General features: G+C 40.4%; 18 protein-coding genes. 4 read left to right on the top strand and 14 right to left on the bottom strand.

Going from position 1 to position 25312, the window contains the following annotated elements:
- Positions 1–257: 257 nt before the first annotated feature.
- The 4 genes from B5X76_RS01750 to dinB form a co-directional block, all read right to left on the bottom strand.
- Positions 258–2384 carry a catalase gene (locus B5X76_RS01750; protein WP_079640824.1) on the bottom strand — a complete coding sequence of 709 codons (2127 nt, stop codon included), beginning with the start codon at positions 2382–2384 and terminating at the stop codon, positions 258–260.
- 149 nt (positions 2385–2533) lie between these two features.
- Complete coding sequence (locus B5X76_RS01745; protein WP_079640707.1) at positions 2534–3904, bottom strand: exonuclease domain-containing protein; 1371 nt, start codon at positions 3902–3904, stop codon at positions 2534–2536.
- 6 nt (positions 3905–3910) lie between these two features.
- On the bottom strand, positions 3911–6847 hold the full coding sequence (locus tag B5X76_RS01740) for a DNA polymerase III subunit alpha (protein ID WP_079640706.1): 2937 nt from the start codon (positions 6845–6847) through the stop codon (positions 3911–3913).
- The gene (gene dinB / locus B5X76_RS01735) at positions 6828–8006 is read right to left on the bottom strand and encodes a DNA polymerase IV (protein ID WP_079640705.1); all 1179 of its coding nucleotides are present in this window, start codon (positions 8004–8006) and stop codon (positions 6828–6830) included. The genes B5X76_RS01740 and dinB overlap by 20 nt, the downstream gene beginning before the upstream one ends.
- Before the next feature lie 92 nt (positions 8007–8098).
- Here dinB and B5X76_RS01730 point away from each other — a divergent pair, with 92 nt between their 5' ends.
- On the top strand, positions 8099–8365 hold the full coding sequence (locus B5X76_RS01730; protein ID WP_079640704.1) for a helix-turn-helix domain-containing protein: 267 nt from the start codon (positions 8099–8101) through the stop codon (positions 8363–8365).
- Positions 8366–8515: 150 nt separating this feature from the next.
- Positions 8516–8830, top strand: coding sequence for a helix-turn-helix domain-containing protein (locus B5X76_RS01725; protein WP_079640703.1), 315 nt, complete (start codon positions 8516–8518; stop codon positions 8828–8830).
- A gap of 8 nt (positions 8831–8838) precedes the next feature.
- Here the strand turns inward: B5X76_RS01725 and B5X76_RS01720 are convergent, their stop codons facing one another.
- Positions 8839–9447 carry a hypothetical protein gene (locus B5X76_RS01720; protein WP_079640702.1) on the bottom strand — a complete coding sequence of 203 codons (609 nt, stop codon included), beginning with the start codon at positions 9445–9447 and terminating at the stop codon, positions 8839–8841.
- A 430-nt stretch (positions 9448–9877) separates the two neighbouring features.
- Between B5X76_RS01720 and B5X76_RS01715 the strand changes: the two genes are divergently transcribed.
- Positions 9878–11797: a hypothetical protein gene (locus B5X76_RS01715; protein ID WP_079640701.1), complete on the top strand. Its 1920-nt coding sequence runs from the start codon at positions 9878–9880 to the stop codon at positions 11795–11797.
- A 187-nt stretch (positions 11798–11984) separates the two neighbouring features.
- Positions 11985–13154 carry a cysteine desulfurase family protein gene (locus B5X76_RS01710; protein ID WP_079640700.1) on the top strand — a complete coding sequence of 390 codons (1170 nt, stop codon included), beginning with the start codon at positions 11985–11987 and terminating at the stop codon, positions 13152–13154.
- Between the two features lie 17 nt (positions 13155–13171).
- Here the strand turns inward: B5X76_RS01710 and B5X76_RS01705 are convergent, their stop codons facing one another.
- The 9 genes from B5X76_RS01705 to B5X76_RS01665 are packed head-to-tail and all read right to left on the bottom strand — an operon-like array spanning position 13172 to position 25299.
- The gene (locus B5X76_RS01705) at positions 13172–13552 is read right to left on the bottom strand and encodes a DndE family protein (RefSeq protein ID WP_079640699.1); all 381 of its coding nucleotides are present in this window, start codon (positions 13550–13552) and stop codon (positions 13172–13174) included.
- Positions 13545–15620 (bottom strand): DNA sulfur modification protein DndD, encoded by a 2076-nt coding sequence (gene dndD, locus B5X76_RS01700; RefSeq protein WP_079640698.1) that lies wholly within the window; start codon positions 15618–15620, stop codon positions 13545–13547. The genes B5X76_RS01705 and dndD overlap by 8 nt, the downstream gene beginning before the upstream one ends.
- Complete coding sequence (gene dndC / locus B5X76_RS01695) at positions 15607–16968, bottom strand: DNA phosphorothioation system sulfurtransferase DndC (RefSeq protein ID WP_079640697.1); 1362 nt, start codon at positions 16966–16968, stop codon at positions 15607–15609. Before dndC ends, dndD begins: the two co-directional genes overlap by 14 nt.
- 52 nt (positions 16969–17020) lie before the next feature.
- A complete protein-coding gene (locus B5X76_RS01690; RefSeq protein WP_079640696.1) occupies positions 17021–18070 on the bottom strand; it encodes an AlbA family DNA-binding domain-containing protein in 1050 nt (349 codons plus the stop codon).
- A complete protein-coding gene (locus B5X76_RS01685; RefSeq protein WP_079640695.1) occupies positions 18067–20265 on the bottom strand; it encodes a hypothetical protein in 2199 nt (732 codons plus the stop codon). Before B5X76_RS01685 ends, B5X76_RS01690 begins: the two co-directional genes overlap by 4 nt.
- A gap of 2 nt (positions 20266–20267) precedes the next feature.
- A complete protein-coding gene (locus B5X76_RS01680) occupies positions 20268–20483 on the bottom strand; it encodes a hypothetical protein (protein WP_079640694.1) in 216 nt (71 codons plus the stop codon).
- A complete protein-coding gene (locus B5X76_RS01675) occupies positions 20480–22666 on the bottom strand; it encodes a DEAD/DEAH box helicase family protein (protein WP_079640693.1) in 2187 nt (728 codons plus the stop codon). The genes B5X76_RS01680 and B5X76_RS01675 overlap by 4 nt, the downstream gene beginning before the upstream one ends.
- Before the next feature lie 45 nt (positions 22667–22711).
- Positions 22712–23836: a DGQHR domain-containing protein gene (locus B5X76_RS01670; RefSeq protein WP_079640692.1), complete on the bottom strand. Its 1125-nt coding sequence runs from the start codon at positions 23834–23836 to the stop codon at positions 22712–22714.
- 5 nt (positions 23837–23841) lie between these two features.
- Positions 23842–25299, bottom strand: coding sequence for a nucleotidyltransferase family protein (locus B5X76_RS01665; RefSeq protein ID WP_079640691.1), 1458 nt, complete (start codon positions 25297–25299; stop codon positions 23842–23844).
- Positions 25300–25312 lie beyond the last annotated feature (13 nt).

Raw genomic sequence — 25312 nt, 5'->3', positions numbered from 1 at the left:
AGCCGCCATTACCGTTTCCTCATCGAGGATGATGAGTTACCAATCTAAAGAATTTCGATCAGCTCATCTCTTATCAAGCGATAGAAGTTTTCATAGCAATCTGCGCTAATCTCCGTTTCTAGTTTCTATATCTCGATTTTCAATGCCTTTTCGTCTAGACTGCTATAGTAGTCGTACCAGTCATTTTCTTCAACGAAGTCTTCATCAAACTCTTCGCCGTGAAGCGACTTGTACAGATTGTTCAGCTCGTAGAAGTATTAAACAGCAACTTTACGTTCGTCTTCACGTTCCCATATACGGTGACCTTTCATGACGGTGATGAAACGCTCTGCCATTTTTCCCTCTGATTCCAGAACAATTCCTTTATCTATTTTCTTCGGTGTAATTAATGTCATCTTTATTAGATCTTCGGCTTGTTTTGCGAAAGCGATAGCTTTGCAGTGCCTGAAAGCCTCATTTATAAACTGGACATAATCAGGTTCTTTGGCCAATATCTCTACAGAATCTCCCGCTGGTGTATAGAAAGCATCAAAGCATACCGATGCATCAGTGAGATAGGTGTGTTGTATTTCTTCCTGTCCACCCTCTTTATAAGTAAGCATTCCTACATTTATACTCACTAATACCACCTCTGCGCCCTCTTTTTCCAAAGGTAATCTTAATTCGTCCACGCTTTTTTTACTGACACCATCGGCAACTAAAAAAGCAACCTTTCTTGTCGCTATTGTCCCTTGTCCAGGAGGCGTAGCCATGCTGAGTGCTTTAGATGTTGTCACTTCCGGCTTTGGAGCTTCGATGGGGTATTCAGCGTGGTTGGATTTAGCAAATTGCAGAGTCAGATCATCCAAGGTTTTTGAGGGTTCTAGTTGTAGGTTCTTACCGACCGCATACGCGAGGTCGGGGTCCACCTGATATAGTATCGCTAGTTCTCTCCGTCTTACGTTGACGTCTTTTACCTTAGATAGCTCAAAGCTAAAGGCGCTGATTATATGTTTTTTTTCAGGAAGTGTCTGCGACTGAAAGAAAAGCCGGGCTTGTGTAAAGTGATCAGCAAATGATAAGCTTCTTCCCCGTATTTTTTTAGCATCGATTTTTTCGTTATGAGATTCAAAACCTGTTTCACCTTTTAGCATAGCATGATAGGGACATCCTCCGCCCAGACTGTTCGGAAAATACGATACATTACCTTTTAATATATCTTGTCTACCAAAGCCATCTTTTTGGTTATTGAATTTGCCGTTCACAGGTCTATTGATGGGCAATTCGTGAAAGTTGGGACCGCCCAAACGATAGTTCTGCGTATCTGCGTACGAAAATATCCGTCCTTGCAATAAAGGGTCGTTACTGAAGTCGATTCCTGGTACGAGGCGGCCTGGGTCAAAAGCAACCTGCTCCGTTTCGGCAAAGAAATTTTCTGGATTTCTATTCAGTGTCATGGTCCCTATCAACTTTACCGGGACGAGTTCTTCTGGGATGAGTTTGGTAGGGTCGAGTATGTCAAACGAGTACTTTAACTCATCTTCTTCAGGTATAAGCTGTACGCCTAAATCCCATTGTGGGTAGTTTCCTTTCTCGATAGCTTCCCACAGATCTCTTCTATGAAAGTCTGCATCGTATCCCGATATCTTTTGCGCCTCCTGCCACGCCACCTGATGAGCCCCTAACCTCGGTTTCCAGTGAAATTTTACAAAAGTGGCTTTTCCTTTTTCGTTTACAAATTTAAAGGTGTGCACACCGAATCCCTCCATCATGCGTAAAGATCTTGGGATGGCTCTGTCAGACATTATCCATAACGACATGTGTGCGGCCTCTGGCATTAAAGATATAAAATCCCAGAAAGTGTCGTGAGCTGATGCTGCTTGGGGCATCTCATTGTTAGGTTCTGGTTTAACTGCATGTACTACATCTGGAAAATTCATAGCATCTTGTATAAAAAATACAGGAATATTATTTCCTACCAGATCATAGTTACCCTCATCTGTATAGAATTTTACTGAAAAACCTCTCACATCGCGCGCTAGATCCGTAGAGCCTTTAAAACCGGCTACTGTCGAAAACCGAGTAAATACAGGAGTTTTAGTTCCTTTTTGTAAAAACTGAGCCTTGGTGTAAGCCGACATATCTGCCGTGGCTTCAAAAACTCCATGCGCTCCGGATCCTCTGGCGTGTACCACCCTTTCTGGGATCCGTTCTCTGTCAAAGTGGGCGAGTTTATCCTGATATATAAAATCTTCTAATAGTGAAGGCCCTCGTTCTCCCGCTTTCAGAGTGTTGTTGTTGTCATGGATATAGACGCCGTCGTTAGTTGTCATTTTTTGTTGACTGTTGTCGACAACATGGTTGTCGATGATTTCCGTTTTTTTATTTGGGCTTTTACTTTTCATATCACAGTATGTAAATATTGATTGATATTCTCCGTTGTTTTGAGCTACCAACAGCGTCATTTAACTAACAAACCTTTTCGGAAAATGTTTTAGCCTAGAACAATCGTAATCTCCTTGAATGTAGTCAGGATGTTTTTAGACCATAGCGTCTATCCCAATTTCATCACCTTCCTAGGGTACCTTTCCGCATAGTTGATGATCAGCTGCGCCATATAGTGGTTTCCGGCATAGCGGGTCAGGTTGTCGCGTACATCCTGGATATCGCTGAGCTGAGACCCATTATCGATGTATCCCATACCGTAGAAATTACCTTTTTCCATAAATACACAACTTTTCTCGTTGCCGTCGCGCCCCTTATCAAATAGAGCAAAGGTAGGTCGACAACCTTGCAGCTCCTCGAGAGCCGACTCCACCATAGCGTTATGTTCAGCTACAGGAGGCAGGTGAGTAGCGATGGCCGTCTGTGCGATATCCTGGCGTGACAGCTTCGTATTGGTAAACGAACACAAGCGCGTATCTATGCCATACCGATCCACCAGTCCCGACAGTAACTTCACGGCATCATATTGCCGGTTTACCATCATACAGCAAGTGTGCATTTTAGAAATCTTCCCAACAGCCAGACGCTTGTAGCCCGCCATATCCTCGTACACAAACACACCAAACTTGGGCTCGTATTTCTTCAGTGCGCGATTGTGCGCAGGCCATAGCCTTTTTATCTCCGCACATTCCAGCAGGAGCGCCATCAATTCCGTCGAGCATATCTCCGCAGACACCGCATGTATTTCCCGTAGGAAGTTCTGTCGTTGCGGATTGATATTATGTCCCGAAAAATGCTGACCCACCCGCTTCTTGATATTTAGCGCCTTGCCCACATAGATCACTTTACCCTTCTTGTCGTGAAAATAATAGACACCCGTGCGTTCCGGCAAAGCCTCAAATTGATCCGCCGGAAGGTTAGGCGGGAGGCGTTGATCCTTAGAAGACTTTTTCACCATCTCAGCGATTACGCCATCTTCGTCCCATTCCAGCAAACGTGTGAAGAGAATAGCCGTCGCATCACAGTCGCCACCAGCACGGTGCCTGTTGGTTATCGGTATCTCTAGATCGTCGCACAGATAGCCGAGGCTGTAGGACCGATGGCCAGGCTTTATCTTACGCGCCATCCGCACCGTACATAGTTTTTTTGCCGTCCATTTCAGGCCACATTCCGCCAACTGATGCTTCACAAACGAATAGTCAAAGTTCACGTTGTGCGCCACAAATATCCGGCCTTCCAACATGTCATAAACACGCTTGGCGATGTCGCCAAATACAGGCGCATGCCGCACCATCTCGTTATCGATTCCCGTCAGCGCAAATATCGCCAGCGGAATATCCTTCTCCGGGTTGATCAGCGACTCAAACGAGTCAATCACCTCCTTGCCATTGTGTATACGGATAGCGATCTCCGTCATACGGCTCCCACGGGCATTACCGCCCGTCGTTTCAATATCTACAATTGCGTATTCCAATTTCATTCCGTTTTAAATACTCCTTGGATCAGCCTTGAGCGCCATCTTGCCACATCGACTCACATCGATGGCCGGGCATCCAAATTCGACCACCACCTTGCCCTCGATCAGGTACAGGCCATTGCCCCGCAGTGGTGATTTGGCCAGCGAAGGAGGGAAGTGCACCGTATCAAAAAAGTCCCCCTCCATATCCAGAAAAGTCCCAAATTTCATCAGCTTATCGTTCTTCGTACGCACGTACTTCTCCGCCACAAAATCGCCCACCATACGTATCGTTTTCCCTTCGTGCGCCATCAGCTCCGCAGCCCTCACATCCCCTCGATAGTCACTCCGCGCCAGATCGAATAGCGACCCCGACACCCCAAAGCCGATCAGCTCTATCTCATCGTAATAGTCCTCCAGTACCGAGCTCGACAGCTTCGGCAGTACCGGCTTGCGGCTAGTCGTTTCAAACAGCAGCGGAACAGTTTCCGCCCGCTTATCCTTCGATAGCAATAGGTGCGCCTCCCAGAGGAGCTCCTTCTTACCCAGCCCCATAAAGCGGAAAGCCCCCGTCCGTATTAGGATGATCAGCTGTTCCAACCGGGCACCCGTGCGCAGTACAAAATTTTCCAGACTCGTGTAGTCACCATTAGCCATACGCTCCGACGGGATACACTGTGCCAGCTTATCGTTCAGGTTCTGTAGACAGTCAAACCCCAGGAAGATATCATCCCCATAGATGGTAGCCACGAATGTCGACCTGTTCACACAAGGCAGATTGATCACTGCGCCCGCCCGTTTCGCCTCATTCACATACACCTTTCGGTTATAGAAGCCGCCATAGTTGTTCAGCACCGCCACCATAAACTCTTTGGGGTAGTACGTCTTCAGGAACAGACTCTGGTAGCTCTCCACCGCAAAGGAGGCCGAGTGCGCCTTGTTGAACGAGTACCCCGCAAAACTCTCCATCTGCCGCCATATCTCCCTGCTGGCCGCCTCGGGATAGCCCTGCGCCCGGCAGTGGTCAAAAAATTTATCTTCGATCTCCAGTAGATGCTCCTTGTTGCGGTACTTGCCCGACATCATCCTGCGCAGCACATCCGCATCCGACATATCCAGCCCACCATAGGCGTGGCCTATCTTCATCACATCCTCCTGGTAGACCATTACCCCGTAGGTTTCTTCCAGCTGCTCCTTGAATACCGGGTGCGGGTATACCACCGTCTCCGGGTTATGGTGGCGCTTTATAAACTCCGCCATCATGCCCGACGAAGCCACCCCCGGACGTATAATCGACGATGCTGCCACCAGCGTCAGGTAGTCATCACAGCGTAGCTTCGTGATCAGCTGCCGCATCGCAGGCGATTCAATATAAAAGCAGCCTATCGTATTTGCCGAGCGCAGCTGATCCGCGATTTTCGGATCTTCAAAGAAGCGCTTCGGGTTCGAGGTATCGATCGAGACGCCCCGGTTCTGCTTTACGATCTCCCGGCAATCCTTGATATGCCCGATACCGCGCTGCGAGAGGATGTCAAACTTCTCGAAGCCGATATCCTCCGACACATACATGTCAAACTGCATCGTCGGCAATCCCTTGGGCGGATAGTCCAGCGCCGAATAATAGGTGAGGGGCAGCTCCGATATCAGCACCCCACTCGGGTGGATCGTGCGCTGGTTCGGAAAGTCCGCCATGCGGTTGTATACAGACAGTATGGTATTGGTCACCTCATTCTTATTCAGCATATGCTCCGGTTCGTGCACCAGGCGGTCTATCTCCGCCTTGGGCAGGCCATACACCTTACCCAGCTCCCGTAGGATACTCCGCGAGCGGAAGGTACTCATAGCGCCCATCAGGGCCGTATGCCCCGTCTGGTAGCGGTTGAAGATATAGTCGTAGATATCGTCGCGCTCGTTCCAGCTAAAGTCGATGTCAAAATCCGGGGGCGACTGCCGCTTCGGATTCAGAAATCGCTCAAACGGAAGCTTCAGCTCGATAGGGTCCACATCTGTGATCCCCAGACAGTACGCCACCGCCGAGTTGGCCCCCGAGCCACGCCCCACATAGTGAAAATCCCTGCCGCGTGCATAGCGGCATATATCATCCGTAATCAGGAAATAACTCGAAAAGTTAAGATTCTCGATAATCTCCAGTTCCCTTTCGATACGCTCCATAGCCACCTTGTCCGTACGGCCATAGCGGTGCCTGAATCCGTCAAGCGTATACTTGTGCAACAGCTGCTTATCGTTCACAGGATTACCTGTAAAGGAAGCCTTATTCTTCATCTTCTTAAAATCCAGATCAAACGAACAGGAAGCCAGCAGGCGGTTCGTATTGCGCATCAGCATCGGGAAGTCACGGTATAGCTCCAGAAGCTTCACCTTAGGTAGCAGCACCTCCTCCTTATCCGCCACCATCTGTTTGTCCAGTTGCGAGAAAAGGATATTATGATCGATAGCCCGCAGCTGGCAGTGCAGTTTATAATCCTCAGGGATGAAGGAGACCGGCGACAGGATCACATAGCGCTCCCAGTTGGCCGCAGCTTCCAGACGTATCAGGTTACGCTCCGTCGGGCGGATACCGATATATTCATTCTCCCGTAGCTCCTTCACCGACCTACTGCCGTAGGGATAGATAAAATACACCTGATCAAGATAAGGCGCCACCTCAGGCAGGGCAGTAGCCGCCTTATTAGACGCAGTCATCAGTTCATTCAACTGCTGAAATCCTTCGTTATTGCGCGCTATACCGATATACAGCAGGCGGTCGCCATTTCTAAACTCCATACCACCCAGTACGTTCAGTCCCACCTTCATACCCAGCCGTAGAAAATCCAAAGAGCCCGACGAATTGTTGATATCCGTCAGCACCGCGGTATCATGCCCTGCAGCCAGTAGCCCCTCCACTAGATCTTCTAGGCTCAGCGTCCCGTAGCGCAGGCTGAAATAACTATGCACGTTGAGCATCATCCGCACCTCCTTTTTTATCCAATAGACAGATACCCTTTTTTATCAGATCCACCCCGTAGCGGTTCCTTATCCGATCTACAGCCTGCATGAGGCGTATCTCTTCCAGTGTATCGTTGAATAGATCCACCTGATACGAGCCATGGATCAGCTTGCTGAATTTGACACCGATCAGGCGTATCAGCATCCTACGGCTATATAGTTTTTTGAACAGCTCCAGCACGCGGTCCGTTATCACCCGATCCGAGTTGGTATAGGGTATCGCGAGCTGCTGCGTATGCGTGTCAAAGTTCGAGTAGCGTATCTTCAGCGTGATACAGCCCGTCAGCTTCTGCTGGCTACGCAGATCATAAGCCAGCTCGTCCACCATAGCCACCAGCGTCTTGCGCAGGATATCCATATCGATCGTATCCGCTAGAAACGTATTCTCCTTGCTCATGCTCTTCTGCTCCCGAAAGGGTACCACTGCACTGTTGTCTACCCCGTTTGCCTTGGTCCATATCGACACCCCGTTCTCGCCCAGTACCCTGCGCATGGTAAATACCTCCATCTGCTGCAGGGTTTCGATCTGCGAGATCCCCATATTGCGCAGCGTCAGGTATGACTTTTCGCCTACCATAGGGATCTTACGGATAGAGAGCGGTGCGAGGAACCGCTTCTCCGTACCGCCGACCACCTGCTTTTCCCCACAGGGCTTTGCTTCGCCCGTTGCTATCTTCGATACCGTCTTATTGACCGATAGGCCAAAAGAAATAGGCAGTCCCGTTTCCTTGATGATCTTTCCGCGCAGCTCTTGCGTCCATTTCCAGCAACCGAAGAACTTGTCCATCCCCGTGATATCGAGGTAGTGCTCATCGATAGATGCCTTCTCCACGATAGGCGTCACCTCCTCGATGATCTCCGTCACCGTGCCCGAATACTTCGAGTACAGGTCATGGTCACCCCGTACGACTACCGCCTCGGGGCACATGCGTAGCGCCAGCTTCATCGGCATCGCCGAGTGTACCCCATATTTACGCGCCTCATACGAGCAGGAAGCCACCACGCCACGGTCGCCATTACCACCGATCAGTACAGGCTTGCCCACCAGATCCGAATTTACCAACCGCTCTACCGATACAAAGAATGTATCCAGGTCACAATGTACGATATGCCTCTCCATCACCAATTATTTAATTTTGCTAACAAAATTAGTATAAACTATAGCCAAGAATTGTATATTTGTTGCTAATATTTGTAGCAATATAAAAGGGTATGTCATTACTAGCTGATAATATGCGTTTTCTGCGTGGGCGACGGGGTTTGTCCCAGCAGCGGGTGGCCGATGATCTCATTATCACCCGGTCGAGGTATGCCAAATACGAGGAGGGAGCTTCCGAGCCACCTATAGAGCTGTTGCAGCGTATCTCGCGTTACTTTCATGTCTCTATAGATCTATTGGTAGGTGTCGACCTGCAGAGGTCTAGGGTAGAGGAGTTGTTGAAACTACCGGATTATCGGATGGTACTGCCTGTTAAGTAAAAGGTCCTGTAGGTTATTCGCTTAAAGCGTTAGTTGATAGATAGTTGTTGTTGGTTGTGAAAGTATATTTCTGTATGTTTGATGCTGTACTTATAAACGACCATTAAAAATAAAACCGAGCTTGCGAGCTCACGAAGTAATTATTCACATATGAAACTTTCACGAAGAAAAGCCAATCAAGAGAAAAAGGGTCTATTGGAAGCGAATATGATAGACCAGTGGTTGGAGCAACATGGAGATCCCACAGTCGAAAGATTAGTCAAGAAAAATTTGGCTATTTCGGACAAGATTGCCGCTATTTTGGAGAGCAAAGGGATGAAGGCCTCAGATTTAGCGACATTGATGGACAAGCAAAAATCAGAGATTTCCAAATGGCTCTCTGGCCAACATACTTTTACAACCAAGACCATAGTCGCTATTGAAGCGGCTTTGGATGCCGATATAGGCTTTGTGGAGCCTATTTAGCAAAACAATTAGACTGTTACTATCTTCTTTATCTTTATTTTTTTCTCTGGATCAATGCGCAGCATAGTTTCAGGAGATAGCGAGCGTAGATACCGAAGATTTCTATCTATAAAGTTTTTATAACCTTCAAATTTGCCTTTTTTCAATCCCACACGTGGGCCCCAAGTATCTACAAATGAGATGTTTTCTAGATTTACAGGTTGGAATCCAATCGTGATACCGTTCTCTATATCGATCTGATGTACCAGCTCGTCAGCCAGGTTGATAGGGCCGTTGATGTATTTCTCTATCGCGTCTTCTGTCGGAGTATCAATAGAAGAAAGCTTTATTGCTCCTCTTAATAGCACACCAGCGTAGGTAGTATCATTCCCAAAGGTGATATCCAGTCCCGATGCATGCAAGAAAAGTTTACCTTTTGTTAGATGCCGCTCATGCTTATAGGTATATTGATCATGATGAACTCCATTTTCAGGCGTCATGATATAAAACTCAAATTCTGTAATTACATAATTAGAATTACCTATTACTAAAGCATGGCTTTTTAAGTAGTCTTTGATGGCTTCAATGCCTTTTTCAATAGAGGAAGTGGAGTTAAAGTCTATAGCGATATCTTTCATTGCTCCTAATGTAGATTAAAAAAAGGAGATTCTTGCTCCCTCAAGATTATAAAAGCACTAGAAAAGGCACGATACAAAAAACAATGAAAATCTTACCTCCACAATCTTCTCGTCTCCAAGAACAGTTCAATCTGGTTCAGCACTGTAGGTAGTTTCTTCAGCACATCCTGCGACAAGAATCGGAATACCGTATAGCTCATATCTCGTAGCGCGCGGTTTATACAGTCATCCCAGAACTCTCCATCCACTATAATAAGTTGATTACCACTTTAGATTTTCTTTTGATATGTAATTAGGAACCGGAGTTTCTAAATATTAAATGCTTCAATATTATGTTGTGGTTTGTTTCAAAAAGCCTGATTATCATATGAATAGGTTCGTTTTAAACAAAAGGATTACAAATGATTGAGTCAATATTGTATATTGCAAAATGGAAAAAAATGTGATAGATTTTCTTAAGAATACTGATATATATATGATTACTTCGATGTTGGCTAAATATTACCCTTTTTCTGAAAGCCAGCTTAAAAAGTATTTGACCTTACTTCCCAGTATAATAAAAAAGAACAACAGTTTAAAAATAAATTTTGAGATAGCAGAAATAATCTTTGCAAATCAATATGAATTTATTAATTCAAAAAATGTGTTGCCCATTGAATTTATAATTAAATACTGCGATAAGTTAAACTGGAGGGAAGCAATATGGAAAAACGAAAAATATGTGTGGGATTTAGATTCTATATTTAGACTCCAGTCAAGAATAGACGATTATTATTTTCAATATATAAATCTCGAGAATTTGATGTTCGAGAATGAATATGATGTTTTGAAATTCGAGAGCATACTAAAAGTAATTGATGGAGACTACATATGGCAAGGTGTTAGTAAATGTAAAACAATACCATGGACGACAAATAGATACAATAATTGGTATATAGACTTACTTGAAGAATTTGAGAACAAATGGGATTGGAAATCTTTAAGTCAAAACACCTCATTACCTTGGTCCATCAAATTGGTTTCTAAATTTAAGAATAAGTGGGATTGGAAAGAGTTGAGCAAAAATAGACAAATGTGTTGGTCTAATGAATTTATAATTACGTTTAAAGATAAACTCTACTGGAAAAGCATTAATGAACCACAGGCTATACGTTATTTAACGCTTAACCGATTAGTTGATTGGAACACCGAATTATTGAACAATATAAATAAGGAAATTTCCTTTTATTGGTTGAGTAGAAATGTTGAAAATATATCTCCGGAGATATTGTTAAATTACGCAGAAAAATGGGACTGGAAGGAGGTGTCTTTAAATTATCAATTCAAATTTGAGGAGTTAGCTATTTTTGAGAGTTATATTGATTGGGATAACCTTAAGATAAAATGGGATATTAATATACTAAGAAAATATAAACACAAATTAAACTGGAAAGAGATATGTTCTAGCAATTCTATCGTCTGGACGGAAGGTTTGCTAACAGAGTTTGATAATTTTATTGATTGGGAAATATTAAGTTCTTCGTCTAACATTAATTGGAGATTGGAATTGATACTTTGTTTTGAAAATAAAATAAAGTGGGATGTATTAAGTGAAAACTTTAATTTTCCTTGGGATTTATCACTTTTGAAAAGATTTAGGGATAAAGTTGATTGGGAAAGAATTTGTAGAAATGAAAGCATAGTTTGGACAGAAGAACTATTAGAAGAGTTCGTAGAGAATGTACATTGGGAAATTATAAGTTTGGGTAATAGCATTCAACTTACTCCTAAGTTATTAGAAAATTATCACGATAAATTAAATTGGGAGAGCATAAGTAAAAATACAACTATTTTTTGGTCTGAAGATCTTTTATCTAAATTTGGATATAAGTTAAACTGGTGGGAATTAGGTCGTTTAAGTTCAATTTACGATCATGTTGACATATCCCTGTATACGTTGCGCTATTGTAATGATTTAACTTGTTTAATGTTTTATAGTGAACTTTCAAATGTTAAATGGTCAACAGAGTTGATTGTTAAATACGAGAATTATTGGGATTGGGAAAGGTTAAGCGACAATAAGTCAATCAAATGGGAATCAGAAATATTAATTAAGTATAAAGATAAGCTGAACTGGAGTAGATTGATTTGTACTTCTAAATCAACAGAATTCTTAAACGTACTAAAAGATGTGAATTTTTTTGGTGATTATAAAAACCGTTACGAGTTTGAGAACTTTAATTCGCATCTAGGAAGTGGTCAAGCCATTCTTTATTTTAACCTTATTCATCCCTATATAAATGACGAAGTGATTGATGATTTCTTTGAATATTTTAAGAAAATAGATAGTGAAAAGAAAATTAGTCATTGATCCAGAACATATGAGAAAAAAAATCTCAATTTTATAGGTTTCAGATGCAATTGAAAGCTTTTAATAATGTAGTAGAAATTTATAATAATTATTTATGATCTCAATGTAAAAGTTTTAAGTTGAAAACTTTTACATTCATAATCATTAATCTTAGGCTATCTTTATACTTCCAAAAGGGAGTATAAAGATGACCGAAGACAGAGAGATAATATACCTTGATTACGCAGCCACCACACCTACAGACCCGAGGGTGGTGGAAGCTATGCTACCATACTTTACACAGCGATTTGGTAATGCAGCTAGTCGTACACACTTCTATGGGCAAGAAGCATCAGATGCTGTCAAAATAGCCAGACAGCAGGTTGCAGATCTCATTCGCGCCGAGAAAAGCGAAGATATCATCTTTACTTCAGGTGCTACAGAGGCCATTAATCTAGCCATAATCGGTTCCTTCGAGGCATGCGGCCGCAAGGACTTCCATATGATTACTGCACTGACAGAACATAAGGCAGTACTAGATACCTGCGCCTACATCGAATCTCAGGGAGCAGAGGTTACCTATTTAGGAGTTGATAGTAATGGATTGATCAACTTGGAGCAGTTGACAAATAGCTTCAAGCCCAATACAAAACTAGTCTCCATCATGTTCGCTAATAACGAGACAGGTATCATACAACCTATAGAAAAGATTGCCGCGTTAACACACATACACCAAGCATTTTTTTTTACAGACGCTACGCAGGCTTTAGGCAAGATTGAGATCGACGTCCGTAAAATGGGAATAGACCTTCTTGCTTGCTCCGCGCACAAGCTGTATGGGCCCAATGGTGTTGGAGCCTTGTATATCAACCGGTCTTACGTAAACAAGAGTCAACTCATGGCACACATACATGGCGGAGGTCACGAGGGCGGTTTCCGTTCAGGCACCTTAAACACCCCAGGCATAGTCGGTTTTGGTGCGGCATGTTCGATAGCTAAGAAAGAAATGGGAGAGGAGGCAACCAGAATTTCTAACATAACCCAACGTATTGTAGAAGGCTTAAGCAAGATCTCCGACTTTACGTTGAATACAGATCCTGTCGATAAGCTTCCAAACATCATTAGTTTCCGCTTTGGGGATATCGATGCAGAGGCGATCATCATTCAGTCAAAAAATAGCATAGCCCTGTCAAATGGCTCAGCCTGTACCTCCAAAGAAATAAAACCTTCCCATGTACTTATGGCTATGAAAGGAGACTCCAATATTGCTTACGCCACATTACGTCTCAGTATTGGTAGATTCACTACAGAAGCAGAAGTCAATGAAATTATACGAGCTTTCGAAGAAGCCCTAGAAGAGTTACAAGCCTATCAATAAAAAAAATAGCAGAGGTTCTATACCTCTGCTAATCCTTCTTGTATACATCTTATCAAGAAATCATAACCATCATTATTGGCATAAGGAGCCATAATTTCGAGTCCATGATCGATATGTAGCTTTACATACTTAGGTAGATTAATATCGATAAGCTTTATACCGTACAGTTCGCACAACATACCCAGATAGATTTCCTGATAGTCTCCAAACAATACCTTAGCGGGATACAACTTACCTTTACCGTCTGCAATACTCTTAAGGTCTAATTTCTCATTTTTAGATAGCGAATAAGCAAAAGCAATACGAGCGATCACATTCTCCGTACCCAAAGCCAGTTTATTAGTAAGCTGAACTATTATCTCTCTACTTTTTTCCGAGGTCGTTACCGAGTTAAACATGACTATCTGCGTTTAAAGAATTTACCGTATTAAAGAGCTCCTTATTGTCTACATGGATAAACGTAGACGAGGACTCATCCGCTTTATGATATATCAAATGCGTACTTTTTACATTAGACTCCAAAAGATCAAACTCCTGTTCAGACATTTCCTTTTGCAAAAGAGGAAGTAAGATCACCTGCTTGGAGACATTAGGGTAGAAGTGTTTGATAATATTTGTTGCATGCGTTGCATCCAGCTTTTGCATTGGACTGTCAATGAATACCGGGAAATCAAAATTAGACTCTTTCACCAGTGCCTGTAGGATAGCAGTAGCGTAAAGCTGCTTTTCACCCATAGACAATCCCTCTTTATTGATGAGCTTACCAGCCTTATTTACGAGGTCAATGTCTATAATCTCATTTTCGATAACGATTTTTACATCATGTATAAAACTTGATTTATGCATCAGTTTACGTAGCGTATCCAGAATACGACTCTGTAGCGTCGTCTTCTTTTGCTGCTGTATTTTCAATATAAACTCATCCAGCTGATCGATCAGTCTCTTCGCAGTAGCGTCTTTCTCTAGTAAGTCTTCCTGTAGGTGTACCTTTTTCTGTAATTCTTCACGAACCTTCTTCTTATTGTTCAGTTCATTCGTGAATGTAGAAATCCGTTCTTCTACTTTTCCCTTCGAGACTAGATGATTATTAAGCTCCGCCTGTTTATGGTGGAGATTCTCCCTATTTCTATTTACGATTACATCATTACCTTTAGCTTCCGCATGAGACAGCAATCGGTTGACCTCATTCATGTCATATCGATTGCGCTTCATGTCACGAGTTACCTCTTTCACCTCATCTTGGTACACATGATGTAGCTGTTCTTCGAGATGCTCGATAATATGAAACGATTTAGGAGAGAAGCCTATTTTACTAGCATTCTCTTTAGATTCTTTATTTTCGATGAGGTTTTCATACTCACCCAATAATGGACGAATCAACTCCCCGAGCTGTTCTTTGCTGATACTCGTTTTTAGCAATGCCGCCTTTTTACCCAATTCACCTATCAGTGGCAAGATATGTTCCAGATGATTGTCTTCCGCTAGAGAAAGCTCCTCTTTGGCAGTCGCCACCATATTATGAAATAGTTTGCCAGCAATAGCAAATGGCGCTAGATCGAGGTGTCTTTTGAATTTTTCTTTCAATTCCTCCGTTTGTACTAGCAGCTGAGCCTTCCTATCTTTCAGCTTCTGATGGTCCTCTACGGATATCACATTACCCGCTCTGATAAGCTTTTCTTGGAGCTCATCGATGATCTCGTTAGAGCGATCGATATCTAGATTCACTTCATTCAGCAGCTCATTTTCTTGCTGTATACGATCTACCAGTGTTTCAATCTGGCCTTCTAGTTCTTCAAATGTTTTAACCTCGGTCGCATTAGCAGATTCACGTCTATATTTAAGACGCTGTTCATGGAGATTAGCTCTTAGATCCGCATATTTCTTTATACCCAGTACCTCAGAGTACGCCTTTGCCAATTGACGCTTTTGGTCCAGCGTTTGTATTTCAGCTAGTTCCGTGATTTTTTCCGCATCAAAGAAGAAGAACTTGGCTATTTCTTTAGGAAGAATAAAATCTTGGATAAACAAGTCGAAGCCGACCTCCTGTACGAGTTCATTCGGCTGTCCATCTAGCCATATTTGGACCGTATCTGTTTTGTCTCCACTATGGAAGGACCGACGTATCTTCAGTTCCTCAGCTATGATTCCAGGCACATCTACACCCGAAAACGAAATCTCTACATAGTATTTCGTTTCAAGGCTTAGATAGGCATTTCTATTTAAAGAATCCTCTAAAAATCTAGGATATCCGCCTATATCTTTAATACGCTTTTTGAAGCTCTCATCTACATCCTGCATTTGGGCGCCATATAGACACCATACCAGCGAGGTGAGAAAAGTAGTTTTGCCGAATCCATTGTAGCCTGATACGATATGGATATTACGAAAAGGGTCTTCATCAAATACGATCTGATTTTCCCCTTTATATATTCTGTAGTTAAAAAGGGAAATTTTACTGATCAGCATTCTCGTTGTATTTATCAAAGTTTGTAAAAGTCGGTCGTACAGCCTCTTGCAATATATTCTCTATATCATTTTGAAGGCCTGTTTTCTTAACCAACAAACCTTTCATCTTTTGAGCCTTCAATAATTGATTGATCAACATCACATCTTTCGTATTCTCACCACACACCTCCTTGAGGAGATCTTTTTCATAATTTGTATCCAGCGTTTTTTGACCAAACTCTACCGCCTGTCCGTACACCTCTTTATAGGCATCAGATACCGAATACTCATAGATATAATCCCTATTCCAGATCACCTGTATCGCGGCTAGTTCCTGTAGCGATATTAATTGATTATTTTCATCTTCCTTGGAAGCCGCTTTTTGTGCATCCAATACCATTTTTAAAACATGATAGCGCCATTTTGGCCAATACGGACCTATACCTTCTGCCTTGTTACGACGGATGGGCATTCTGAATTCCGTAGGGTCATAGTCTTCTCGATCGCGATCAATAGTCTTATACAAGAAATCACGTATTACGATTAGCGGCCGCATCCATTCTTCGCCATTTTCCACAAGAGCTTCCATAGAACGGTCACGTTTTACCACAGTACAGACCCAACAGCCAAATCGTGAATTACCACAGCTTGGCGTAGTGACATCCATCACAATAGGGCAGTCACCACCACTACCATTGGTATACAACGTCTGGATTTCTAGGTTCTTGTCTTCCGTCCAAGGGTTACGAGCCATGCGCAGGTATGTCCACACTTCATCCGTAGTCATATCCTTAATAGGCGCATAAGCATTTGCATTCGGTAGGGGGTGGGCACGTAAGCGCTCACCTTTCACCTCATGTCTTTTTATAGACGCTGCCCTTGCAGAGCTCTCGTCCGAGCGGGTTCCTATTAATATTATAGCTTCACCGTAGTCAGATATCTTATCTTTGATATACTGTGTCGTAGGAGAGATCTTCAATCTTTCCGTACACCAGCGAAACATGTTATTCGGAGCAGGGTATCCCTTACCTATGAGATTGACCCAAAAACTATTCTCAAGCTGAGGCGTTGTATGGTCCACTTTAAATGGTAGGTCTAGCTCAAGAGCCTTCTCTTGGATCTTATTAAGATGTTTGTTTACGAACTGTAATACACGCGGGTTTTCGACCAATGTATTATTACAGATTACATATATCTGTCGCGTCTTTCTTTCAATTTCATTCAGCTGGGTTATGGCTTCCCAGACCAGCATCAGCATAGCTGTAGAGTCTTTCCCTCCACTAAAAGCGACAATCCATGGCCGACGATTATCGTCTTCCAAGAATTGTTCTTTTATCTCTTCAATAAGCTCTTTTTTGTAAAATGCCATAGACAAAGTTAGCTTAAATTTTGGATCTTTTTGTCATTATAAATTAAGGAGCTTACCCCCAATGGTTTTCTATATATCCAATCATTTCGCTTGCATTTAATGCAACAGTAGAAGCAGCTCTCCTGATGTAAAATTCCTCTATTTTCTTCGACTTATTCTTTGCGTAGACAGGTCCTTTCTTGCTGAATTGCACGTCTAATCGACAGATCTTTTTAGCGTCAATTTCTGGGAACGTTAATGTAATTAATGAATAAGCAGAGTTTCCTAAATAACTTTCAATAAGATTGTCAAGATGCTTTTGAAACTCATCCATGGGGTCTGGTTTATTTCCAAACGAAGCCAAGTCTTTTTCAAGTCCTAAAATTTCCTTTTGGTCAGAAACGCCAATCAATAAAGTGCCCGGCTTGGTATTCATATATCCTGCTATCGTTTTAATACAAGATAATTCCATTTTGTCATCAGCTTGGATAGTATGCATATTTACTCTAAGTGTAGACTTAAACTCTACATTTGGAGATTCTCCTCCTTCGATTAATTTTTTGGTGTTTACAATAGTATCTTCCGTTGCCTCCTGAGACTCTAAGCTAATGTTATCTTCATCCAATACCTCTTTAAGAGTACTGTTTTCGGCTAATAAGTCCACAAATAAGTACGGACTATTGATTAACTGGTTAGTGTTATATAGTTCTTGTAGGTACTCTAATCCACCATTAGCATAGCCCTCTAAGAAAGAAATGATTTGACTGACAGCTTTATCAAGGTCTTTTTCTTGCATATCTTCTAATTCGTTCCAAGTAAAACCCAGTTCATCTGTGTGAATAAGTACGGTCATTAAGAGAAAATCGACTAATGAACTACCTCCTTTCCATTTAGCTATTTCTACAAAATCCTTGGTAAGGTTGTTTCCTGGTAATGGCAAAAAGGATTTTCTTTTCAAGCCTAAAACAAAAGAATATATAAATAACTCATAAATCGGCCCAAACTGCGCATACTCTGATTTTGATTGTCCCTTGTTAGCTAAAATATCGATGAGAGGTATACGACTTTTTGCGTACCGAGGTTTCTTCATTAATATTTGCGTTCTGAAATCTTGTGAATTCATTTCTTTAACGGAATTTTTGTTGTTATTAATTCTTTTTGTTCGGCACCTTCGGGAACAATGTTTAAATACATTGTTTTTACAAAATCTTCACGATATAGTTTTTTTCCTAAAGAAGTTAGTTTTTGCTCATCATGTCGGTCGTATAGCTCTTTGACGAGGATGATGCTTTGTGGAAAAACTTTGCACGTTGCTTCAAAAAAACCTTCCGTGAACCCTTCGCCGAAGGCGGATAATGGCGCATCTGCTAATAGAGGATAGTTATATTCAGAATTGTTAGCCGTAATTATTGCCATTACCACAGAGAATTTTTTCATTCTCTGAAAGCCTTCTGAAGCTCCGGATATTATGTTTTGATCTTGATCTAGATAGTTGAAATTTATTGCACCGCTTGGTGTCTTTTCAAATTTGAGTATTCCTCCGGCTAGATCGTTGTTCTTTATTAATGCTTGGAAGTGTAGGTTGGCATGTTCTTCCAGTTTTTTGATCATTCTGTCATAAACCCTTTCGCGTGCTTTCGTAGTGGCTTCCGCTAAATCTTTTGCAATAGTGAAGTTTTCTTGGAAGCCCTGAGGGATATCTTGCACAGCGCTTAAATTTTCAATTTCTGTTTCCGTGTTTTTAATTTGCTTTTTAAAGGCGTTTATTTTGGGCAGTATGATATCATCTATTTTGTTTCTGGCATTCTCCATTTGGCGAATTGCACCAGTATAGTTATTCACTATATCTCTATCGTTTACTTCAGAATCTTCTCCTGCTACGAGTAGGTCTTTTCTTCGATCCTTTAACGATTTTAACTGTGCGGATAGCCGGTCTATATCTCGTATATATTCGGACTCCTTCTCCTTAAAATTTGATATGCTATTAGGGATAGTAGATATGCGATTATAAAATGGCTGCGCATTTATTTGTATGTCACCAAAGAAGCTGCTTAGATTATTCTTTACATATTCAATTTCCTTATTACCTGTGTTGGGGCGATTCTTAAGTGCTTTTATGTATTCATGTTCCTTGCTTCCTTTTTTTGCTGGGCGATCGCATACATAGCAATGCTCATGGTCTACCATGTTCTGTAAGCTCACTGCATCAGGGGAATTAACTGGTAGGAAATGGAAATAATTGTTTGGATTTGCATCAATATTTTTTAACGCTTTTAATTCGAAGTGTTTTGTCGTATAGTCCTCTTTTATCTTTCTGAATTTATCTACCGTGTTTTCAAATCCCATAGCAATCCAAGCGAATTGTCCGTCAAACATTCTGTTATTGACTTTGTCTAAAAAGGATTCAAACTCTTCTTTTTTTTCTTTTAAGCTACGTTGTTTAGGCTTGATCTTTTCGTCTAGTTCTCTTCTTTTGTCTGCATTTGCGTAGATCTTATCTAACTCGTTTTTTTCCTTTTCAGCCCTGCTAAATGTCTCCTCCAGTTCATGGAGTTTATCTTCTTCCTGTTTCAATAGGGTTTCTATTCGCTCTTTTTCTTCTATCGCATCATTGAGGCGCTTTGATTGGCTATCGTTAGATTTAGTTTGGTCCTTTAGATCATCGTATGCTTTGCCGTTGACATACTGTACCAACTTTTCTAAGGATTCATACTTTGATATGTCGGTTAAGTTTTTTACCGCTTCTTCGATACTCTCTTTTTCGCTAAAGTCAATGATATTGTCAACTTCCTCTCCTTGGAAAAATGAGTATTTTCTAAAAGCAGGTAGAATTAGCGCATCTATAATTCTGAGTTTTTCATCCTCGTCGTACACGGGTTTGTATTTTGGCAGAACCAGATCTGTTCTATTTACCTCTAAATCATTGAGAGTAAATTGCCAACTATTTATATTGGTGAAATTCTCGTTGAGTTTGACTGCTGTGAATGATTTGGTGATTTGAAATTTTAGACGATCTGCTTGTGTATACTCTACCTGTACTCCGCAAGTCAACTTACCTTGAACAGGTGTTTCAAACTTCGCTTTGTCCGAGATAATCTTTACGAATGCACTTTTGATACTTTTTAGCGTTTTATCATCAGAATCAAGAAATTGATCCCCAAAGAGCCAAAGGAAAGCATTGAAAAACTTTGATTTACCGGCACCATTATCAGCAATGATAATGTTGACGCCTTCCTTTAGTTCATATCTGTTCTCTTCAAACTCGCCGTAGTAATTGAAGAAGTTATTAAATGAGATACTGTTAACTATAGCAGCCATACCTATATTTTGTAGATGTTCTTGATAATTGGATAGATTTGCCTAGGTGTTCTATTGTTATCCATTTCAATAATCATTGTAGCCATTACTTCAATGACTTTCTTCGAATAAGGAGGTTTACAAAGCACCTTTTCTATATCAACTGGTCGTAAATCATATTTTTGCATTATTTCCGGATCTGAGAGGATTTCCCTCAACATATCGTCTCGTTTACTCATAGTTCGTTAATTATTTCATTTAAATTGAGCTCATATTTTTGACAGACATTTTCTAGGCTGTCCTTACTATCATAGTAGTTCATTGATAAGCTTGCAAAGTAGGCAACCCTTTGCAGTTCATTTTTTACCATATTACGTTCCATATTAAAAAGTTGTGGATCTGACAGATCTTGATGCGGAATTACGACCATATCATAAATCGATGCGAACGATTTGTCTTTATGCTTCCTCAAAAGACGACCTCTTCGTTGTATGAATTGCCGAGGATTCCCCGTGCTTGCACAAAATATACCTACTTCAGCACGGGGAATGTCCACACCTTCATCGAGCATCTTCATAGCAAACAGTATGTCAATTTTTCCTTCAGAAAACCCTCTTAATATCGAGTTCAGATCTTTGTCTTCATTCGTGTACGAGTTCATCGTTAGGTATGGAGTCGTCTCAGCTGTGGCGTATAAGAACTGGTCAAGGAGTTTTTCTTCTACTCCATCTTCGGTACGTATGTATCCCTCCGGAACATAGGTGAAGACATACCTGGACTTACCTCGTTTCTCCAACTCTTTTAAGATCAGTGTGAATGTCGAAATCTTGTTGTGAGCCTTATGGATAATACTCTTTCTTCTTAAGAGCAGCGTTTCAACAATCGTATCTTTTTTAAACTCCCCTTTTTCAGTATCGAAAAACCGTAATAATTTCTTTGAAATATCTATATATTCATCTGTTTCCTCTTCTGTCAATTCAACGATAAAAGGAGTGTATTTATACTCCGTAAGAAATCCTTCATTCAGTGCTTTCTCCATACCAAATTCATAACAATACGGTGGCTGATCGTTAAAGAATTTATTTAGAGCATCTGTTCCTTCAGGGTCGTATATTCTTTTGGGCGTAGCAGACAAACCGATTCTTTTCGGTACACGTATGGTCGGGAGAAGTTTTTTGACAGTTGGCGCACCAATATTATGAGCCTCATCCGCAATCAGAATAAGATCGTCTTGTATTTTAGAAAAATACTTTTGGAATCGATCTGTAGTAAAGCTTCCATAGGTTACTATTAGTATAAAGTTTTCTTTCTTTTTCCAAAGTTTGTTGCTGACTATAGAGCCTAGCGTGGGCTCCCAGTTATGTCCTCCACCTATCTTTACTACCCTTTTAAAGTTAAATTGCTTTACTTCTAGTTCCCATTGATTAAGCAGTGCTATGGACGGAACTAAAATAATTGCTTTGTACTCATTAGTTAGTTTATATTCGTTGAGTAGACAATTCAAAGAGGTGATGGTTTTTCCTGTTCCGGTAGCCATGGCAAACACACCACTGTAGTGATTGTTTTTCCAATTATTATAGGCATCTATCTGGTAAGGACGAGGGCTGGATGAGTAGGGGAAGCGGGGTTCTCCTGCTATTTTTTCAACCTCCCAATCCAGATCATCTAATAATTCAGCTAATTTACTGTCTTTAGCTTTTATGTTTTTCTTCTTTATGAGTTCATTTTCCTCAATGAGTAGTTCATTAAGGTCTTTACCTCCAAATTCGGTTTTGATGGCTACTTCGATACTTTCCGGACCTATATATTCCAAGTGGTCGACCTCTTCGTTGAATATTTGCTCAAAGTACTCCTCATCTTCTTTGATCTTAAAAATAGACGATTGTTCATCCATTGATAGATAGCAACTTAAGCTTTCCGCATTCTCTAATAGACCGTAGGCTGTGAAATTGCAAGATGCCTGAAAAGATACTTTGTTCGGTCCATCTTTAAATATTCCTGATTTATAATGGGGAATGCCTTTTGTTTTGGTTTTGACTATTTTAATCTCAATGCTGTTCGTGGAAATAAGGTATGCCAGACATTTGAAAAAGTGTTCACCGTATTCATCAAGACTATTCTTTAAAGTTTTTATATCCTTCAAATCCAGAGGTGGTTCGATATCCGCTTCTTTGGCTAATAAAATTGCATTCCGATCCTCTTCAGAAAGTATCTGATTAGCCACAATTCTTAACTTCCCTCCATCGTAAATGAACTTGGCAAAACCCAATGATAATACGCTTATTGCTGCGGAGCTGAAATATCCCAACAGCAAGTCAAACTGCTTGCTATGAAACAAACAGTTTAAATAGAACTCAAAAGGTTCATGATCAGATCCTGTTCTATAGCTACGGCTTTTGGGAAAGTTGATTTTGTTAAGCATATCTTGTTATTTAAGAAGTCTTATCTAGCTATTTTGCTAGCTTTTTTAGACTGTTTCCTCATTTAAAATTGCCCTTCTCACTTTACCAAAGCCTGACCCGGAGTTGAAACCAGCAAAAGGGCCTTTCATACGCCAATCATCCGTAGTAATTTTACTTTCATTGATGGCTTTACTAATATTTCTCTCAGCATCATTAAAACCATATTCATTACATATATCCCCGATAATCGGATTAATTGCGTGAATTCCTATTCCTTTCTGAATATAATATTCCTTTGAATAGTAAATAGGTACTATATCACCTTCATCATTTGTGACAAAATCTCTTTTGAATGTAGCCTCCCATTTTTGTTTAATTACGTTATCCCAGATCTTAGACAAAAAAGCTCCTAAGTACTCAGATGCTTCATTACAATATAGAATAAGATGGGATGATGAGACAGTATTAAGGTCGACTGGGTTATCTTTTCTATATTTTTCGATAAGTTTAGATATCGATTCAGAGAACATTTTAATCCCAATAATCCCTATTGTTACCTCAGCATGGATATCAAACTTAATAGCATTGTGCCATACACTTTCTTTTTTGTCTTTTAGATAATAAGCTGTTTTTATGCCTATATGCCTATTTATGTTATTCTTATCAATGTGATTTTCTAAGATTTCGTAATCGAATCTGGCCAGTTCAGCTAGGTCAGTATTAATCCTTTTGGCTTTAGAATTTATATCGGTAAAAATCTGCAACTCCACCGATCTATTGCTTTCTTTCGATAAGGCTATTATTACCTGTAAAGGGAATTTAGCTAACGATTTGTCTTTATTTATTGCCTCTCTCAACCCCTCGGTTCTATGTTGACCATCGACCACACGGAAAATTTTATTGTTTTCGTCAATTTTTAGCCAACAGCCACTGCTATCAGTTACGATATTGTTTTTAATAGATTCGTCAGCTCCTAATATTATAGATGATGGAAAAATAAACGTGTGTTTATTATCAAGTATATATTTTGTTATTCGTTTTATATGTAGTGGATTTGGCTTCCTTTGATATCCTCCCTCGACGTCGCCATAAATTAATATTTCTGAGGTGCTTAGTATTGTTTCTACAGGAAATACTGCGGATAAAAAATCCTGATTATTCTGTGTATATTGGGTAACTTGTATTTTCATGGCTTTTAAAGTTTATTCGCTATGTTCTCCAGCAAATCATTGATTATTTCAACAATCATATTATCTGTCAAATTATCTTCCTTAATCTCCGTCAAGATACTAGATAAAGAGAATGGTTCTAAATCATTAAAAATTTCATCAATAAATGACGAACAATCACCTTCGTATGATGCGATAAATAAGAGGTTGATAACGAGTTTTTTATGTTCTAAAAAAAATTGATCATTTAATGTGTTTTCAGCAAGTTTCAAAAAATCAATCGTGTTCTTTATTTTTTCTTTGTCAATATAGAGTGCTGGATTTGAGATATACATGGATGTGTCATCTATTATCTTATTCACTTCTAGCTCTGTAAAGATGCCTTCTAGATTATAACTTGTAAGAAAATCTAAAAACTCTGTCAACGCAGACTCATATGTCTCTGCTGTAATATTCCATTTTGAAACTTTGACTTTTTTTAGATGATAATAAAAAGCTTCAATTAATAATAATTTATGACTTAATGATCTTAAGGTTTGAAATTGCTGTAACCGACTGCTTGTACAATTAAAACTTAAATGATCAAAAGATATATTTATCCCTTTTCCTAGACCTTTTAGCTTGAGTCTTTCTTTAATTTTTAATATAAAATCCGATATTTCGATTAGGTTAACATCGGCCCTGAAGAGTTTAAGGAGTTGAGGACCATATTTTTTATTTACTTCAGTCTGAAATTTTACATTTTCGGCAACTTGATTATATTTTTTACTTGATTCCCTCAAATCGTATAGCAAAGTCTCTAACTTTTCTAAAAGAAATCCTACGTTGTTCATTGTTAATTGAACAGTATCTTTGATAGGGCTTACAGAGTAGTCCTTATAAAATAGAGTATGATCTAAATCACCCCAAGCCTCATCGATTTTACTTTTTATCTGTAGTTCAAAACTAAAAATGTTATCTAGACTTCCTTTGATCTTATAGATATCCAATCCGTTTTTCATTGGCTCTGGCTGAATACTTAAATTAGAAAGGGAAATATTTTTTTTCTCAAAAAAACTAATGTTATTGTTTATTAATTCATAGACTTTTTTACAGTCTTTTTTCAACTCAGTTACTATTCTTATGCCAATTATGTCATCAATCTTCTTTATGAGATTACTTAATTCGCCACTTTTTTCTTTTTTTACTTTCGATATATCACCTTCAAATTGAAGCTCTTTAATCAAATGTAGACCTAGGTTCTTCCTTATCAATTTCTCATAGAAGCTCTTTTTATCTTTTACGCGCCCTTTTACTGAAAAATAAAATACATCTTGCACGGAACTGGAATTTTTCAAATGGTGATTGTCAGCTTCTCTTTCAAGCAGCTCTTCAAACGTCTCTTTTAACCTTTTTAGTTTCGTTTCTAATTCCTCAATAATAGTGTCACTATAAAAAGTGCTCACATATTCAAAAAAAATAATATTATTCTTAATGTTCAGCATTTCAATTTCATTC

Source organism: Sphingobacterium nematocida (genome assembly GCF_900168125.1).
GTDB classification, from domain to species: Bacteria; Bacteroidota; Bacteroidia; order Sphingobacteriales; family Sphingobacteriaceae; genus Sphingobacterium; species Sphingobacterium nematocida.
Note: the sequence above shows the minus strand (reverse complement) of the source record. Positions and strands in the feature narration are given on the sequence as shown.